The organism is Variovorax sp. Root411, from assembly GCF_001425205.1.
Classification (GTDB): domain Bacteria; phylum Pseudomonadota; class Gammaproteobacteria; order Burkholderiales; family Burkholderiaceae_C; genus Variovorax.
The window spans coordinates 186605-203132 of record NZ_LMDW01000016.1; the positions used below are offsets into that span (position 1 = coordinate 186605).

At 66.7% G+C, this 16528-nt stretch carries 15 protein-coding genes; all 15 read right to left on the reverse strand.

The window, feature by feature from the left end:
• Window positions 1–79: 79 nt before the first annotated feature.
• Complete coding sequence (locus tag ASC92_RS17480; protein ID WP_056518180.1) at window positions 80–1111, reverse strand: NAD(P)/FAD-dependent oxidoreductase; 1032 nt, start codon at window positions 1109–1111, stop codon at window positions 80–82.
• A gap of 2 nt (window positions 1112–1113) precedes the next feature.
• Window positions 1114–1443: a ferredoxin FdxA gene (gene fdxA / locus ASC92_RS17485; RefSeq protein WP_056518182.1), complete on the reverse strand. Its 330-nt coding sequence runs from the start codon at window positions 1441–1443 to the stop codon at window positions 1114–1116.
• A gap of 41 nt (window positions 1444–1484) precedes the next feature.
• Window positions 1485–2825, reverse strand: coding sequence for a sulfate adenylyltransferase subunit 1 (locus ASC92_RS17490; protein WP_056518184.1), 1341 nt, complete (start codon window positions 2823–2825; stop codon window positions 1485–1487).
• Window positions 2825–3778 carry a sulfate adenylyltransferase subunit CysD gene (gene cysD, locus ASC92_RS17495; RefSeq protein ID WP_007839298.1) on the reverse strand — a complete coding sequence of 318 codons (954 nt, stop codon included), beginning with the start codon at window positions 3776–3778 and terminating at the stop codon, window positions 2825–2827. The genes ASC92_RS17490 and cysD overlap by 1 nt, the downstream gene beginning before the upstream one ends.
• 43 nt (window positions 3779–3821) lie before the next feature.
• The gene (locus ASC92_RS17500) at window positions 3822–4442 is read right to left on the reverse strand and encodes a phosphoadenosine phosphosulfate reductase family protein (RefSeq protein WP_056518185.1); all 621 of its coding nucleotides are present in this window, start codon (window positions 4440–4442) and stop codon (window positions 3822–3824) included.
• 20 nt (window positions 4443–4462) lie between these two features.
• Window positions 4463–4858: a DUF934 domain-containing protein gene (locus ASC92_RS17505; protein WP_056518187.1), complete on the reverse strand. Its 396-nt coding sequence runs from the start codon at window positions 4856–4858 to the stop codon at window positions 4463–4465.
• 55 nt (window positions 4859–4913) lie between these two features.
• Window positions 4914–6719 carry a nitrite/sulfite reductase gene (locus ASC92_RS17510; protein WP_056518189.1) on the reverse strand — a complete coding sequence of 602 codons (1806 nt, stop codon included), beginning with the start codon at window positions 6717–6719 and terminating at the stop codon, window positions 4914–4916.
• Between the two features lie 268 nt (window positions 6720–6987).
• Window positions 6988–7806 carry a M55 family metallopeptidase gene (locus ASC92_RS17515; RefSeq protein WP_056518190.1) on the reverse strand — a complete coding sequence of 273 codons (819 nt, stop codon included), beginning with the start codon at window positions 7804–7806 and terminating at the stop codon, window positions 6988–6990.
• Between the two features lie 16 nt (window positions 7807–7822).
• Window positions 7823–8881, reverse strand: a complete 1059-nt coding sequence (locus tag ASC92_RS17520; protein WP_056518193.1) for a P1 family peptidase — start codon at window positions 8879–8881, stop codon at window positions 7823–7825.
• A 14-nt stretch (window positions 8882–8895) separates the two neighbouring features.
• Window positions 8896–9816: a glutathione ABC transporter permease GsiD gene (gsiD, locus tag ASC92_RS17525; RefSeq protein WP_056518195.1), complete on the reverse strand. Its 921-nt coding sequence runs from the start codon at window positions 9814–9816 to the stop codon at window positions 8896–8898.
• Between the two features lie 10 nt (window positions 9817–9826).
• A complete protein-coding gene (gsiC, locus tag ASC92_RS17530) occupies window positions 9827–10747 on the reverse strand; it encodes a glutathione ABC transporter permease GsiC (RefSeq protein ID WP_056518197.1) in 921 nt (306 codons plus the stop codon).
• 58 nt (window positions 10748–10805) lie between these two features.
• A complete protein-coding gene (gsiB, locus tag ASC92_RS17535) occupies window positions 10806–12359 on the reverse strand; it encodes a glutathione ABC transporter substrate-binding protein GsiB (protein WP_056518199.1) in 1554 nt (517 codons plus the stop codon).
• A 70-nt stretch (window positions 12360–12429) separates the two neighbouring features.
• The gene (locus tag ASC92_RS17540; protein WP_056518200.1) at window positions 12430–14307 is read right to left on the reverse strand and encodes a dipeptide ABC transporter ATP-binding protein; all 1878 of its coding nucleotides are present in this window, start codon (window positions 14305–14307) and stop codon (window positions 12430–12432) included.
• A 31-nt stretch (window positions 14308–14338) separates the two neighbouring features.
• A complete protein-coding gene (locus tag ASC92_RS17545) occupies window positions 14339–15298 on the reverse strand; it encodes an isoaspartyl peptidase/L-asparaginase family protein (RefSeq protein WP_056518204.1) in 960 nt (319 codons plus the stop codon).
• Window positions 15295–16266 carry a MurR/RpiR family transcriptional regulator gene (locus tag ASC92_RS17550; protein ID WP_056518206.1) on the reverse strand — a complete coding sequence of 324 codons (972 nt, stop codon included), beginning with the start codon at window positions 16264–16266 and terminating at the stop codon, window positions 15295–15297. The genes ASC92_RS17545 and ASC92_RS17550 overlap by 4 nt, the downstream gene beginning before the upstream one ends.
• Between the last annotated feature and the right edge of the window lie 262 nt (window positions 16267–16528).

The window sequence follows — 16528 nt, forward strand, 5'->3', positions numbered from 1 at the left end:
CGGGAAGCCCTCGACGACGGGCGTGCCATTCCAGGGGGTAAACCCGAGGAGCGCACCTTCATCGGCGAGTACCAGGCGCTTATGCCGGGCGCGAAGCAGCCACGCCGAGCAGCTCGTGCAGCCGCGTGCTGGTGGTCGTGTACTGCAGCGGCACGGCCTTGCCCGGGAAGACGATGGCGGTGGCGCCCCAGGCCGCCAGCGTGGCTTCGTGGAAGCCGCAGACGATGAGCTTCTTCTTGCCCGGGTAGGTGTTGATGTCGCCCACCGCGAAAACGCCGCGTTCGCGGGTTTCGTACTTCTCGGTGTTGACGGGCACCTGCTTGCGTTCGAGCTCCAGTCCCCAGTCGGCGATGGGGCCGAGACGCGGGGAAATGCCGAGGCAGGCGACCAGCGCGTCAAGCGGCAGGTCGACGGTCGTTGCGTCGGGCGTGGTGATCTGCAATTGCTTGCCGTCGAAGGCGGTCGGCTGGCCGACCTGGAAGGCGAGCTTGCCCGCGGCCACGAGGGCGCGCATCGAGGCGATGGTGGCTTCGTCGGCCTGGAAGCCGTCGCGGCGATGGACCAGCGTGGCGTGCTTCGCGATGGCCGTGAGCGCAATGGCAGTTTCCAGCGCGATGTCATCGCCGCCATTGACCACCACGGTCTGTCCCGCAAAGCGGTCCAGCGATTCGGGGTGATAGAAGAGAGACGTGCCTTCGAACTGCGCAATGCCTTCGAGCGCGATGTGCTTGGGCACGAAAGCGCCGACACCGGCCGCAATGAACACCGTCTTTGCCAGGAAGGCCTTGCCGGCCGAGGTCGTCAGCAGCAGGCGCCCGTCATCCTGGCGCGCGAGCGTGGCGACCTGCTCGCCGAAATGAAACTGCGGCTTGAATGGCGCCACCTGCTGCAGCAGCGATTGCGCCAGATCGCGCCCGCTGGTCGCGGGCGTGCCGGGAATGTCGTAGATCGGCTTGTCGCCATAGAGCGCCACGCACTGGCCGCCCGCGGCGGACAGCGCATCGACGATCTGGCAGGAGATCTCGAGCAGGCCGAGCTGGAAGGCCTGGAACAGCCCGACCGGACCGGCGCCGATGATGAGCGCGTCGGTTTCGATCGGAGCGGCTTGCATGCTCAGCGCACCAGCTCCCCGACCTTGTCGGTCTTGTCTTTCCAGTCGTCGGCATCAGGCAGCGCCGGCTTGCGCTTGGTGATGCTCTTCCAGCCGTCGGCCAGGGCCAGCTCGGCGTTGATCTTGATGAAGGCGATCTGGTTGGCCGGCAGGTCTTCCTCGGCGTAGATCGCGTTGACCGGGCACTCGGGGATGCAGACCGCGCAGTCGATGCATTCGTCCGGGTCGATCACCAGCATGTTGGGACCTTCGCGGAAGCAGTCGACGGGGCAAACGTCCACGCAGTCGGTGTATTTGCAGCGGATGCAGGCTTCGGAGACGACGTGGGTCATTTGTCTTTTAACGTCAGTTTGATCGGGGAAAACCCCTGATTTTAGGCCCTTGCGGCGGCAGGCTGCACGAGCACGGCGGCAGCGGTCTTGTGGGAGGCCGTATCGACCAGCACCAGCGAGCCCAGGGCGCGCGATTGAGTGAAGGGCAGCACGGCCAGCGGCTGCTGCAGCGCGAGCACCACGTCACCGATGGCGTTGGCCTCCAGCTGCGTTGCCGGCTCCGATTCGAGCGTCGTGATGTTCACGCGGTCGACGATGCGCGCCACTTTGGCCTTGACCCAGCGGTGGCCCTGCAGCGCCCAGTACACGCGGCCCGCGACCAGCGGCTCGTCGTCGAGCCAGGCCACGGTGGCGGTGATCTCGCGCACCGGCTCGAAGGCCTCGGGCGCCAGCAGCCAGTCGCCGCGCGACACGTCGACCTCGCGGTCGAGCACGATGCCGGCGCTGTGGCCCGCATGCACCGACTTCGGCTGGCGCGTATGGCTCAGCACCTGTGCGACCGTGGCGGTCTGGTTGCTCGGCAGCACGGTCACGCGCTGGCCGGGTTCCACATGGCCCGAGGCGACGCGGCCCCAGAACACGCGGCGGCCTTGCGAGGTGTCGGCGGAGGCTGAGAACTTCTCGACCCACTGCACCGGAAAGGCGAAAGGCACGGCCTCGTCCTGCGCCGTCACGGGCAGTTCCTCGAGCAGCTCCAGCAGGCTCGGACCTTCGTAGCCGACCCAGTCGGCATGGCGCGTGGCCACGTTCCAGCCCTTGAGCGCGGAGATCGGCACGATGGCTGCGACCTGCACGCCGGCTGCCTCGGCAAAGGCGTTCAGCGCGGCCGAGATGCGCTCGAAGGCGAGGCCGGCGTCGTCGATGGCGTCGAGCTTGTTGACCGCGAACACGATCGACTGAACGCGCAGCAGGTGGCACAGCAGGGAGTGGCGGCGCGTCTGCGGCAGCAGCTCGCGCTTGACGACGGTGCCGTCTTCCACTTCGGCGGCCCAGGCCAGCTTGGTCGCATCGACCAGCACCACGGCGGCATCGGCGGCCGAGGCGGCCGTGACCATGTTGCGCGTGTACTGCTCATGGCCCGGCGCGTCGCCGATGATGAACTTGCGCTTGGCGGTCGAGAAGTAGCGGTAGGCCACGTCGATCGTGATGCCCTGTTCGCGCTCGGCCGAGAGGCCGTCGGTCAGCAGGGCGAGGTCGGTTTCGCCGCCGCGCTGCACGCCGGCGAGCTGGTCCTGCAGCACGGTCTTGCTGTCGACCAGCAGGCGGCCGATGAGTGTGCTCTTGCCGTCATCGACCGAGCCGCAGGTGATGAAGCGCAGGGCGGTACCGGTGTCGCCGTGAGCGGCAAGTTCTTGGGGGGAGGCTGTCGTCGTCGCGCTCATCAGAAGTAACCGTCTTTCTTGCGTTTTTCCATCGAAGCTTCGGATGTCATGTCGTCCATCCGGGTCGCGCCGCGTTCGCTCACGTCGACCGACAGGGTTTCGAGCACCACGTCGCCCGCATCGGCCGCGAGGCTCTCGACCGGGCAGGTGGTCGTGATGTCGCCCACGGTGCGGAAGCGCACGTCGCGCACCTGCACGGTTTCGCCGTCGCGCGCAGGGGTCAGCCCGGTCACCGGCACCAGCAGGCCGCGGCGCTCGACCACTTCGCGCTTGTGCGTGTAGTAGATCGACGGCAGGCCGACGTGTTCGCGCTCGATGTATTGCCACACGTCGAGCTCGGTCCAGTTCGAGATCGGGAACACGCGGAAGTGCTCGCCGGGAGCGAGGCGCGTGTTGAACAGCGTCCACAGCTCGGGGCGCTGGTCCTTGGGCTGCCATTGGCCGAAGGAATCGCGGTGCGAAAAGATGCGCTCCTTGGCGCGGGCCTTTTCCTCGTCGCGACGGGCGCCGCCGATCAGCGCGTCGAAGCGGAATTCCTCGATGGCTTCGAGCAGCGTCACCGACTGGTGCGCATTGCGCGATTCACCGGGGTGCGCGAGGCGCACGGTGCCGCGCTTCATCGAGTCTTCGACGCTGCGCACGATGAGTTCGGCGCCCAGCTCCTTCGCACGCTGGTCGCGGTAGTCGGTCACTTCGGGGAAGTTGTGGCCGGTGTCGATCATCAGCAGCGGGTAGGGAATGCGGCCGGCGCCGAAGGCCTTTTCCGCGCACTTCAGCAGCACCAGCGAATCCTTGCCGCCCGAGAACAGCAGGGTTGGACGCTCGAAGGCGGCCGCGACCTCGCGCAGGATGAAGACGGTTTCTTCCTCGAGTGCATCGAGGTGCGTGTTGGACAGGCGCGCGGGAGAGTGCATGGGCGGCTGCAGCAGTTCGGTTTCGGTACGGGCGTTCATCGGAGAGGGTGCTGGATGCGGTGAATCGGAGAGACCTTGGCGCTCAGTGCGCAAGATGCAATCCGCACTCGCGGTTGTCTTCGCCCTTGGTGGGGTCCACGTAGTCGAAGTTGTTCGGCAGGCCATGTGCCTCGCAGTATTCGTACAGCTCCTTGGACGACCAGTGCAGCAGCGGCGCGACCTTGATCAGGCCGTCCGGATTGACGCTGACCGGGTCCATCTGCGCGCGAACGGCCGTGTCGGTGGCCCGCAGCGCGGTGAACCAGACCTTGGGCGCCGTCTCGCGCAGCGCGCGGGCAAAGGGCTCCAGCTTCACCTCTTCGGTGAAGGCGGCATGGCGCGGATCGTCGAGCGCCGGGGTCGGGCCCTCCACCGCTTCGCGGTGGGCACGCGAGCGGCGCGGCAGGTAGATGTGCAGATCCAGGCCCAGTTGCTTCGTCACTTCGTCGGCAAAGCGGTAGGTGGCCTCGGTGTTGTAGCCGTTGTCCATCCAGACCACGGGAACGTCGCGCTTGGCGCGCGTGACCATGTGCAGGATCACGGCCTCGAAAGGGCGGAAGTTGGTAGTGATGATCGCGCTCTGGCCCAGGCCGATGGCCCAGTCCACCAGGCCCTCGGCGTTGCGGCCGAGTTCGGCGTTGATTTTGGTGAGGTCCATGCTCATGGCTGAAGGTCCCTTGGGGCTCAGGTGCCGGCCACGAAGTGCGGCGCGGTCTTCACCGCATCGCCTTGGTAGAACGCGGCGAAACGGTCGAACTGGCGCTGCGCGTCGGAGGCGTCCACGCCTTCCTTCAGCACAGCGCTGGAGAAGCCGGTGCGTTCCATCTGTACCAACTGGTCGATCAGCACGTCGCCGGTGGCGCGGATGTCGCCCTTGAAACCCAGGCGGCGGCGCAACAAGAAGGCCTGGCTGTAGGCGCGGCCGTCGGTGAACTTCGGAAAGTTCAGGTCGATGCGCTCGATGTCTTCCAGGCACACCTCGATGGCGAGCGGGTCTGCGTCGTTCGGCAACTGCAGCACTTTCGGGTCGCCGTCGTCCACATGTTCTTCGGCGGCCAGGATGTTCAGGTTCTTTTTCATTCGGAAACCTCCGCGCTACGCGCTACGGTATTCGCCTTGGGAGCGGCCCGGCGGCTCATGCTGCTTCCTCCACCTTGAAACGCGCACCGTTGGCCGCGGCCTTGAACGGGTCATGGCCCACGCGGCGCAGCGTATCGATGAAGTTCTCGCCGCTCTCGCGGGTGTCGCGGTACGCGGTGAGCACGGCCTCGATCACGCCCGGCACTTCGGCCGCCGAGAACGAGGGGCCGACCGCCTTGCCGGCCTGCGGCGTTCCGCTGAGCGCGGAGCCGTCGGAGCCACCGAGGGTGACCTGGTACCACTCCTTGCCGTCCTTGTCGACGCCGAGGATGCCGATGTGGCCGCTGTGGTGGTGGCCGCACGAGTTGATGCAGCCGCTGATGTGCAGGTCGATCTCGCCCAGGTCGTCGAGCTCGTCGAGGTCTTGATAACGCTCGGTGATCGCTTCGGCGATGGGGATGGAGCGCGCATTGGCCAGCGCGCAGAAGTCGCCGCCGGGGCAGGCGATCATGTCGGTCAGCAGGTGCACGTTGGCGCTGGCGAAGCCGGCGGCGCGGGCGGCGAGCCACAGCGCGTGCAGGTCTTCTGCATGCACCCAGGGCAGGACCACGTTCTGGTCGTGCGTCACGCGGGCTTCGCCGGCCGAGAATCGGTCGGCCAATTGCGCGAGCGTGTCGAGCTGGTCGGCCGACGCATCGCCGGGCGCCTGCTTCAGGCGCTTGAACGACAGCGTGACGGCGCGCAGCGCGGGGTTCTTGTGCGGCGCCACGTTGCGCGCCAGCCAGCGGGCGAACATGACGTCGTCGGCGGCCTGGGCGCGCAGCTCGGCGTCGGTCTTCTCGGCGCTTTGCACCACGCGGGTGGCGAGCGTCGGCGGCACGAAAGAGGCGGCCACGCGGTCGAACTCTTCCTGCGTGATGGTGTGCGGCGCGCCGTCGTGCTCGAGGATCTGCTTGTACTCGGCGTCGACGTCGTCGATGTAGCGCTGGCCTTCGGCCTTCACCAGGATCTTGATGCGCGCCTTGTAGATGTTGTCGCGGCGGCCATAGCGGTTGTACACACGAATCACCGCTTCGAGGTAATTCATGATCTGCTGCCACGGCAGGAACTCGCGCAGCACGGTGCCGACGATGGGCGTGCGGCCCATGCCGCCGCCCACCTGCACGCGGAAGCCCACATCGCCAGGGGCGATGTTCTGTGATGCATCGCCGGCTTCGTGTTTCACGAGGTGCAGGCCCACGTCGTGCCAGCCGGTGGCGGCGCGGTCTTCGGTGGCGCCGGTGATGGCAATCTTGAACTTGCGCGGCAGGAACGCGAACTCGGGGTGCAGCGTGCTCCACTGGCGCATGATTTCCGCGTAGGGGCGCGGATCGGCGATTTCGTCGATGGCGATGCCGGCGCGCTCGTCGCTCGTGATGTTGCGGATGCAGTTGCCGCTGGTCTGGATGCCGTGCATGTCGACCGAGGCCAGCAGGTCCATCACGTCGGCCGACTTGGCGAGCGGAATCCAGTTGTACTGGACGTTTTGGCGCGTCGAGAAGTGGGCGTAGTGGGTCGGGAGCTTGTGGCTGCCGAGCAGGCCCTGCGTCTCGATGGCCTTCTTGTAGACCTCGGCTTCGGGCTCGTCGTATTCGCGGGCGATTTTTGCCAACACGCGCAGCTGGCGGCTCGACAGCTCGCCGTAGGGCACGGCCACGCGCAGCATGGGGGCGTAGCGCTGGACGTACCAGCCGTTTTGCAGCCGCAGGGGGCGGAACTCGTCCTCGTGAAGGCGGCCCTTTTGCCAGCGCTCGAGCTGGTCTCGGAATTGGGCGGCTCGTTGATGAACGAACTGTCGGTCGAATTCTGTGTATTGGTACATCGTGCGTGTGTCTTGAAGTGCAGTGCGTCCATCGCCCCAGCAAGAAGCCGAGATTCTGAAAGCCAGCCTTATGGAAACAAACTATTTTTTGGTGCGCGCCTTATGCGGATAAGCTTATTCACCAGCATCCATGCGGGTTGCGGGGCGGTTGGATGCTTATTCCGGATAAGGGCGCCGGTGTCCTGCACGGGCAAGGATAAGCCCCGCGGCGAGGCCGGGATATCCGTGGGCCTGTTTTCCTCTTCGTTTTGGAAGAGGGTGTAGTGCTTTAGCGCAGCATCGACGACATGGCCGAGCAGCAGTTCAGCATGCGCACGGCCGCTTCGACCGTTTCGGCGGTGAAGCGCAGCGTGACGCCATCCAGGCGTTCGAAAGCCGGCCACTGGCAGAACAGGTCGGCCAGCGCGGGCGACTGGGTGCGCAGCGTTACGGTCTGCGGGCCCTCGAAGACGAGCGGCTTCGACCGGGAGCGTGCGGCCAATGCTTCTTCCACACCCGCGCGGATCGCCCGACGCGACTGCTCGGGCGACAGCGATACACCGCTGTTGCACCCCGTGGCCTTCTTGGTTTCCACGAAGGTCGCGTGCGGAAAGAGCGGTCGGTTCTCGGCAATGAACACGTCGTCTCCACTGCTCATCACCACGGGCACGCCGTATTCGCCGGCCAGCGCGCCGTAGAGCCCGGCTTCGCCCAGCTCCTGCCCGCCCAGCGAGATGCTTGCAAAGGCAAAGCTGTTGATCGTGTGCGCCAGGATGCCGCGCCCCTGCGCGCGCGAGTGGTAGCCGACCATGCAGACCGCGTCCACGCCTTCTTCCACGCCTGCCACCATGCTCAGGTAGCGCGGCTTGCCCTGTACCACGCGGGCGCGCGCATCGAGCACGTCGGGCGGCATGTTGCGAAAGCCGCCGTGCGAGTCATTCACCAGCACTTCGGTGGCGCCCGCATCGAAGGCGCCGGCAATCGCCGCATTGGCTTCGTGCGCCATCAGCAGGCGCGCGCGCTCGTACTCGGGGTTACCCGCGCGCACCTGCTCGGGGTGGTAGACGCCGGCGACGCCTTCGATGTCGGTGGAGATCAGGACTTTCATGGGCGTTGCAATCAGGTCAGGCCTGGGAAGAAAAGATGGAGACGGGCAGCAGGTCGCTCAGCGCGGCGCGGTGGTTGCCTTCGCGCCCCGTCACGGCTTCGGCGCGCCACAGCGCATGGATGATCGCCTGTTCGGTGCTGTCGGCCGCGGCCTGGAAGAGGCCGTCGAGCAGCCCGTCGTGCAGCATCGCCACGGCGGGCATCGGCCGCTCGACGCGGTCGGGCACGGTGTAGGCGGTGGAGAAGGCGAGCACGATGTCGCCGCTGCCGTGCCCGAAGACCGAGCCCGTGCGGGCCAGCCCGGCGCCCGCGCGCAGCGCCAGGCGGCGCAGCTGGCGCGCATCGAGCGGCGCGTCGGTGGCGACAACGATGATGATCGAGCCCTTTTCGGGCTCCTTGCATTCGGCCGTGCCATGCGCGGCCAAGCGCTCGCCGACCGCGTGCCCGGCCAGCACCAGCTGCGGCAGGCGCCCGTAGTTCGCCAGCACCAGCGCGCCGACGGTGTGCACCTCGCTGTCGGGGGCCGAGACGCGGCGCGACGCGCTCCCGATGCCGCCCTTGAGCTGGAAGCTCGACATGCCGCGCCCCGCGCCGACCGAGCCTTGTGCGAAGTCGGCGCCGGCGTTGTCGAGCGCACGCAGGTAGTCCGCCTCGCTCACAGCCAGTCGCTGGATGTCGTTGAGGAAGCCGTCGTTGCACTCGAAGACCAGCGGGTTCACCGTCGGCAGCGACCGGCCGCTCTCGGGGTTGTCGGCTACGCAGCGGCGGATCTGCGCCGTGCCCACCGTGCCGACCGAGAAGGTGTTGGTCAGCGCGATCGGCGTCTCCAGCACGCCGAGTTCGGCGAGCTGCACCAGCCCCACGCTCTTGCCGAAGCCATTGAGCACCACCGCGGCCGCCGGCACCTTGTCGCGGAACGGGTCGCCGGCATGGGGCCGGATCACCGTCACGCCCGTCTGCACGCCGTTCTCGCTGAGCGTCTGGTGGCCCACCGTGACGCCCGCGACGTCGGTGATGGCATTGCGCGCGCCCTGGAGCAAGTTGCCGATGAAGGGCAGGGAGGTCGTCGATGGCATGAAGAAGAAGCGAGCTACTGGCGATCGATCTTCGGATCGAGCGCGTCGCGCAATGCGTCGCCCAGCAGGTTGAAGGCGAGCACGGTGAAGAAGATAGCCAGGCTGGGGAACAGCGCCACGTGCGGCGAAGTCACCATGTCGGCGCGGGCCTCGCTGAGCATCGCGCCCCATTCGGGCGTTGGCGGCTGCGCGCCCATGCCCAGGAACGAGAGGCTGGCCGCAGTGATGATCGAGGTGCCCACGCGCATCGAGAAGTACACGACGATCGACGAGATGGTGCCCGGCAGGATGTGCCGCACGATGATGGTCCAGTCCGAAGCGCCGATGCTGCGCTCGGCCTCGATGTAGGTCTGCTGCTTCAGCACCAGCGTGTTGCCGCGCACGAGGCGCGCGAAGGCCGGCACGCTGAACACCGACACCGCCACCACCACGTTGGTCATGCTGCTGCCCAGGATGGCGACCACGCCCAGTGCGAGAAGAATGCCGGGGAAGGCGAACAGCACGTCGGAGATGCGCATCACGATGCGGTCCCACCAGCCTTCGTAGTAGCCCGCGAGCAGGCCGAAGGCCGTACCGACGAAGCCGCCCACCAGCACCGACAGGAAGCCGGCCATCAGCGAGATGCGCGCACCCGCCAAGATGCGGCTGAAGATGTCGCGCCCGAGTGGATCGACGCCGAACCAGTGCGTGGCCGAGGGGCCGGTGTTGAGCATGTCGTAGTCGAAGAAGTTCTCCGGATCGAAGGGCACGATCCACGGTGCGAACACCGCGACGAACACCAGCAGCGCAACGAACACCGCGGCGACGATGCCCACGGGTTGCTTCTTGAAGCGGCGCCAGCATTCGCCCCAGGGCGTGCGGACCTTGCCGGCGGTTTGAACCGCCACGACGGGCGGAGTGATCGAATCGGCAGTCGCGCGGGTAGCTTGCGTCATGGCTTGCTGCTCACTTGTAGCGAATGGTGGGATTGATGTAGCCATACAGCACATCCACCACGAGATTGATCAGGATGAATTCGAGCGAGAACAGCAGCACCAGCGTCTGGATGACGGGGTAGTCGCGCATCTGCACTGCGTCCACCAGCAGGCGACCGAGGCCGGGCCAGTTGAACACTGCCTCCACGAGGATCGAGCCGCCCAGCAGAAAGCCGAACTGCAGGCCCATCATCGTGACCACCGGAATCAGCGCATTGCGCAGCGTGTGCTTGAACACCACGCTGGATTCGCGCACGCCTTTGGCGCGCGCGGTGCGCACGAAGTCTTCCTGGATCACCTCGACGAAGGAGGCCCGCGTGAAGCGCGCCATCACGGCCGCCACGGCCGCGCCCAGGGTGATCGAGGGCAGGATGTAGTGCTTCCAGCTGCTGGCCCCCACCGTGGGCAGCCAGCCGAGCTGTACCGAGAAGATCTGCATCAGCAGCATGCCGAGTGCAAATGCGGGGAAAGAGATGCCCGACACGGCGAGCGTCATGCCCAGCCGGTCCGGCCATTGGTTGCGGAACACGGCCGACACGATGCCAATGCCCATGCCGAAGAACACGGCCCACACCATGCTGGTGATGGTCAGCATCACCGTCGGGAAGAAGCGCTCGCCAATCTCCATCGACACCGGCCGCCGCGTGCGGATCGATGTGCCGAAGTCGCCTTGCAGCATGTGGGTGAAGAAGCTCACGAACTGCTGCGGCAGCGGCTTGTCGAGCCCGAGCTCCTGGCGAACCATGGCCACGGTCTGCTCGTCGGCATCCTGGCCGGCGGCAAGGCGCGCGGGGTCGCCGGGCAGCATGTGGACGAACAGGAACACCAGCACGGCCACGATGAGCAGCGTGGGGATCAGGCCCAGCAGGCGTTTGAGGAAGTAATTCAGCATGGGGTGCGGGAGTCGCGAACGGGCGATGGCGGCGTGCCATCGCCCGGTGCGAACTCAATCAGTTCGAAACAGCGATGGCGTCGATGTTGATGTTGCCGTCAGGCATCACGAATACACCGGAGAGGCGCTTTGCGTGGGCAGACAGGTTCTGCTCGGTGATCATCGGCACGCGCGGCAGGTCCTTGCGGATTTCTTCCTGTGCGGTCTTGTAGAGCGCCGTCCTTTCCTTTTCGTCGACAGTCACCAGCGCCTTGGCCAGCGCGTTGTCCACCACATCGCTCTTGTAGAACGACATGTTGTTCAGCTTGGGCGCCCAGGCCTCCGAGGCGAACAGCGGGCGCAGGCCCCAGTCGGCTTCACCCGTCGACGACGACCAGCCCGTGTAGTACATGCGGACCTTGGCCGTCTTCGGATCGGGCCAGGCGTCGACCTGCTCGGTGCGCTGGCCCACTTCGAGCGCCTGCACCTGCAGCTTGATGCCGATCTGCGCGAGCTGCTGCTGCACGAACTGGATGGTCTTCTGGCTGGTCGTGTTGTTGTAGGCACTCCACAGCACCGACTCGAAGCCGTCGGGATAGCCGGCTTCCTTCATCAGCTCCTTGGCCTTCTTCAGGTCGTAGGGAATGGGCGCCATCTTCTCGGCGTACTTCACGCCCTGCGGCACCACGCCCTGCGCGGGGAAGGCGTAGCCGCCAAACGCGACCTTGGCCAATGCTTCCTTGTTGATGGCGTAGCCGATGGCTTCGCGCACCTTCGGGTTGTCGTAGGGCTTCTGCAGCATGTTGAACGCCAGGAAGCGCGTAATGATCGACGGCGTGGCCACCACTTCGAGCTTCTCGCTCTTCTTCAGCAGGTCGGCCTGTTCATAGGGAATCGGGTAGGCGAAGTCGGCTTCGCCGGTCTGCAGCATCGCGGCGCGCGTGTTGTTCTCGAGCACCGGCTTCCACGAGACGTTGTCGACCTTCGGGTAGCCCTTCTTCCAGTAGCCGTCGAACTTCTTGGCCTTGACGGCTTCGGTCTGCTTCCACTCGACGAACTCGAACGGGCCCGTGCCCACCGGGTGGAAGGCGATGTCCTTGTTGCCCCATTTCTTCAGCGCGGTCGGCGAGATCATGGCGGCCGATGCGTGGGCCAGCGAGTTGATGAAGGGGCCGAAGGGCTCCTTCAGTGTGATGCGCACAGTGGTCGGGTTCACCGCCTCGACCTTGCCGACGCGGTTGAACTGGTTGTAGCGCAACAGCTTGTTGTCCTGATTCAGCACGCGGTCGAGCGTGAACTTCACGGCTTCGGCGTTGAAGTCGGTGCCGTCGTGGAATTTCACGCCGCTGCGCAGCTTGATCGTGTAGACCAGACCGTCCTTCGACACGTCGTAGCTCTCGGCGAGAACGTTCTGCACCTTCAGGTCCTTGTCGAACTGGAACAGGCCTTCATAAAAGGTCTTGGTCACTGCCGTGGTGATGGTCGTGTTGGTGTTGTACGGGTCCAGCGTTTCCGGCTGGTAGCCGATCGACAGCACCACGTCTTTCGCGGCCAGTGCCGTGCCCGATGCGGCCAACGCGGCCAGGCCCAGCAATGCCGATGCCCATCGCAGAGAGGAAGAAGATTGCTTCATGGAAAGAACTCCAGTCGGTTCGAGGAAAAAAGCAGGAGGGCCTGCGGGTTGAAAAAAACGAATTGGCCGCTCAGAAAGCACCGCCAATGGCGTGGCGTGCAACGAAGTGCCCCGGCGCGACCTGCACCAGCGGCGGCACGTCGGGCTCGTCGCCCACCGCGCGGATGGGGCTGGGGATCTCGCCTTCGAGCAGCGCGCGTGGCTTGTGGCGGCGCGACGGGTCGGCCACCGGTACGGCCGCCATCAGCTTGCGCGTGTAGGCATGCTGCGGCGCCTCGAAGACGGCGCGGCGCGGGCCGATCTCGACGATCTGGCCCAGGTACATCACGGCCACGCGGTGGCTGATGCGCTCGACCACGGCCATGTCGTGCGAGATGAAGAGAAAGGCCACGCCCAGCTCGCGCTGCAGGTCAAGCATGAGGTTGACGATCTGCGCCTGGATGGACACGTCCAGCGCCGACACCGATTCGTCGGCCACCACCACCTTGGGGTTCAGCGCGAGTGCACGCGCGATGGCGATGCGCTGCCGCTGCCCGCCCGAGAACTCGTGCGGATAACGCTGCGCCACCTCGGGCGGCAGGCCGACCTTCTGCAGCAGCCAGTCGACGCGCTGCTGCGCCTCGGCACCCTTGGCGATGTTGTGGATCAGCAGCGGCTCCATGATCGAGAAGCCCACCGTCACGCGCGGATCGAGCGAAGCGAACGGGTCCTGGAAGATGAACTGGATATTGCGGCGCAGCGCCTGCAGTTCGCGCGTGGGCAGTTCGCGGATGTTCTTGCCGCCGAATTCGATCGCACCGCTCTGGCTCTCGACCAGTCGCAGCAGCGAGCGGCCTGTGGTCGACTTGCCGCAACCCGATTCGCCGACCAGCGCGAGCGTCTCGCCGGGGTAGAGGTCGAAGCTGATCTTCTCCACCGCATGCACGCGGCGCTTCACGCGGCCGAAGATGCCGCTGCGCACGTCGAAGCGCGTGACGAGGTCGCGCACGCGCAGGATGGGGCCGGCGTCTTCGCGCACGGTGGTTTGCGGCGTGGTGTTGGTGCAGGGCACGGTGTCGGTGCTGCCTTCGGTGCGCAGCAATTCGAACTTGGCCGGCAGATCGGTGCCCTGCATCGCGCCGAGCTTGGGCACGGCCGACAGCAGCGCCTTGGTGTAGGGGTGCTGCGGCGAGGCGAACACAGTATCGGAGTTGCCGGCTTCCACCTTGTCGCCGCGGTACATCACGAGCACGCGGTCGGCAATCTCGGCCACCACGCCCATGTCGTGCGTGATGAAGAGCACGCCCATGCGCATCTCCTTCTGCAGCTCGCGGATGAGCTGCAGGATCTGCGCCTGGATCGTCACGTCCAGCGCGGTGGTGGGCTCGTCGGCAATCAACAGCTGCGGCTTGCACGACAGCGCCATCGCGATCATCACGCGCTGGCGCATGCCGCCCGACAGCTGGTGCGGAAAGCGGTCGAGCACGTTGCGCGCTTCGGGAATGCGCACCAGCTCCAGCATGCGCAGGGCTTCCGCGCGCGCGGCAGAGTCGCTCTTGCCCTGGTGGATGCGGATGGCCTCGGCAATCTGCTCGCCGGCCGTGAACACCGGGTTCAGCGATGTCATCGGCTCCTGGAAGATCATCGCGATGTCCGCGCCGCGGATGTTGCGCATCGTGGTGTCGCGCGCCTGCGCCAGATCGAGCACTTCGCCGTTGCGTCGGCGGAAGGTCATGCGTCCATCGAGGATGCGCCCACCGCCATGCTCCACGAGCCGCATCAGCGCGAGCGAGGTGACCGACTTGCCCGACCCCGATTCGCCCACCACCGCGAGCGTTTCGCCGTGGTCGACGTGGAAGGACAGCTTCTTGACGGCATCGACCGTGCGCTCGGAGGTCGAGAAGCGAACGGTGAGGTCGTCGACGGCGAGAACGCGGCCGTCCGGCAGGGCGAGGGCAGGGGTGGACATGGGAGTGCGAAGAAAAATGGGGCCTGCGGCGTCAGGCGAAGATGGCCGTCTTCGGCGCTTCGTCGCCGCGCGCGTGGGCTCGGTACATGCCTTCGGTGTTGAAGGCCAGGCTCAGGTTGCCGTGGCGATCGACGGCGATCAGCCCGCCGGTGCCGCCGATGGCGGGCAGCGACTGGTGCACCACGGCGTGCGTGGCCGCTTCGAGCGTGGCGCCGCCGTAGGCCATGCGGGCGCATACGTCGTAGGCAGCCGCGACGCGGATGAACATCTCGCCGCTGCCGGTGCATGACACGGCGGCCGTGCGGTCGTCGGCATAGGTGCCGGCGCCGATCAAAGGCGAATCGCCGATGCGGCCGACGCGCTTGTTGGTCATGCCGCCGGTGGAAGTGGCGGCGGCCAGGTGGCCGTGCATGTCGAGCGCGACCGCGCCGACGGTGCCGAGCTTCTTGTCTTCGTCCAGCGGCGGTTTGGTCATGGCGGCGCCCTCGTGGTCGGTGACCACGCGGCCGGTGTCGCGCACGCGGTACAGCTGCTGGCGGCGCGCGTCGGTCGAGAAGAAGAAGGGCTCGACCATCTCCAGGCCGCGGTCGCGCGCGAAGGCCTCGGCACCCGCGCCGGCCAGCAGCACGTGGGCGCCGTCCTCGAGCACGGCGCGCGCGGCGCGCACCGGTCGGCGCACGTGGCTCACGCCGGCGATGGCGCCGGCCGCGAGCGTGGCGCCGTCCATCACGGCCGCGTCGAGCTCGTGCGTTTCGTCGTGCGTGAACACCGCGCCGTAGCCGGCATTGAAGAGCGGGCAGTCTTCGAGCATCTCGACCGCGAGGCAGGTGGCGTCGAGTGCGGACATGCCCTTGAGCAGCGCTGCCTGCGCGGCACGCACGATGGTCTGCAGCGCGTCGTGATACGCCTGCGCCTGCTCAGGGTTGGTCGTCGAGGCGCTGATGGTGCCGGCGCCGCCGTGGATGGCGATGACGGGCGTGACGTTCTTCATCGGGAAGCTTTCTTCTTTTTCTTGCCGGCGCCGGAAGCGACGGCGGCAGGGAGGGAGGGGGTGGAGACTTCGCCGCGCGCATGGCCCTGGCCCAGCCCGCCATGCAGCCACGGGCGCACCGCCTGCAGGATGCGGCCGGCCGACTGCGCCGCGCCGGGCGCGCGCAGGGCGACCGCGCTGGTCAGCGCCTCGATCAGTGCGAGCACGCTGGTCTCGCAGTTGGGGCGGTAGCTGGTTTCGGTCTGGCAATAGAGCACCACGTCGGCCAGCGGCGCGATCGGCGAGCTGGGACGGTCGGTCAGCGCGAGCACCGCGCAGCTTTGGCCGCGCGCGATCTGCGCCAGCGCCACCGTGTCGGTGAGATAGCGCGGAAAGGTCAGGCCGATGAACAAGTCCTGCGGCCCCGAGTGCATCAGCGTGCGCGCCGCGTGGGTGATGCCGCTCACACTGGAGAGCATGCGCACGTCGCTGCACGAACCGTCGAGGCCGTGCTGCAGCAGCCCCGCGAGCCAGGCGCTGGCGCCGAAGCCGCCGATGTAGATCGAGCGCGCCTTCAGGATGCGCTGCACCGCGGCCTCGCAAGCTGCGTAGTCCAGCGACTGGCGCGTGGCCTCGATGTTGCGGCGGCTCTCGTCGAGCGCCGTGGCGAACACCTCGGCCACCGTTGTCGGGCGCTCCAGGTTGCCGCGCAGCCGTTCGACCGGCGCCACCAGCGACTCGAAGCCGCGCACGAGTTCGGCGCGGAAGGTCGCGTAGCCGTCGAAGTCCAGCGCCCGCGCGAAGCGGTTGGCCGTGGCGACCGACACGCCCGCCGCGGCTGCCAACTCGTCGATGGGCAGCGTCGCGACTTGCAGCGGGTGCTCGAGCACGAAGTCGGCCACCTGCCGGTGCGAACGCGTCAGCCGCGGCAGCGCCTGCGCAATGCGCTGGGCCACGGTGGTGCCTGGGGTGTCGACGTTGGTGCTCATGGGGCGGGCGGTGCACCTCGAAGGGTGCGGACGATGAAAATGAATTTACAAATATATGACAGATAAGAAAATTTTCTGTCATTTCTGATCGTAGACGCAAATACCGGGCCAGAAGAGCGGGAGCTTTTGGGGTTTACCCAGGGGTAGAAAAGCCAAGCTCAGGCGGGCTCAGCAGACCCCTTGCACGCCAAGGTCATGCTGCGGCTTGACCCTGCCATGGTGTGAAGGCTGAGACTTTGCGTTTTGGCTCGAAGGAGAACTA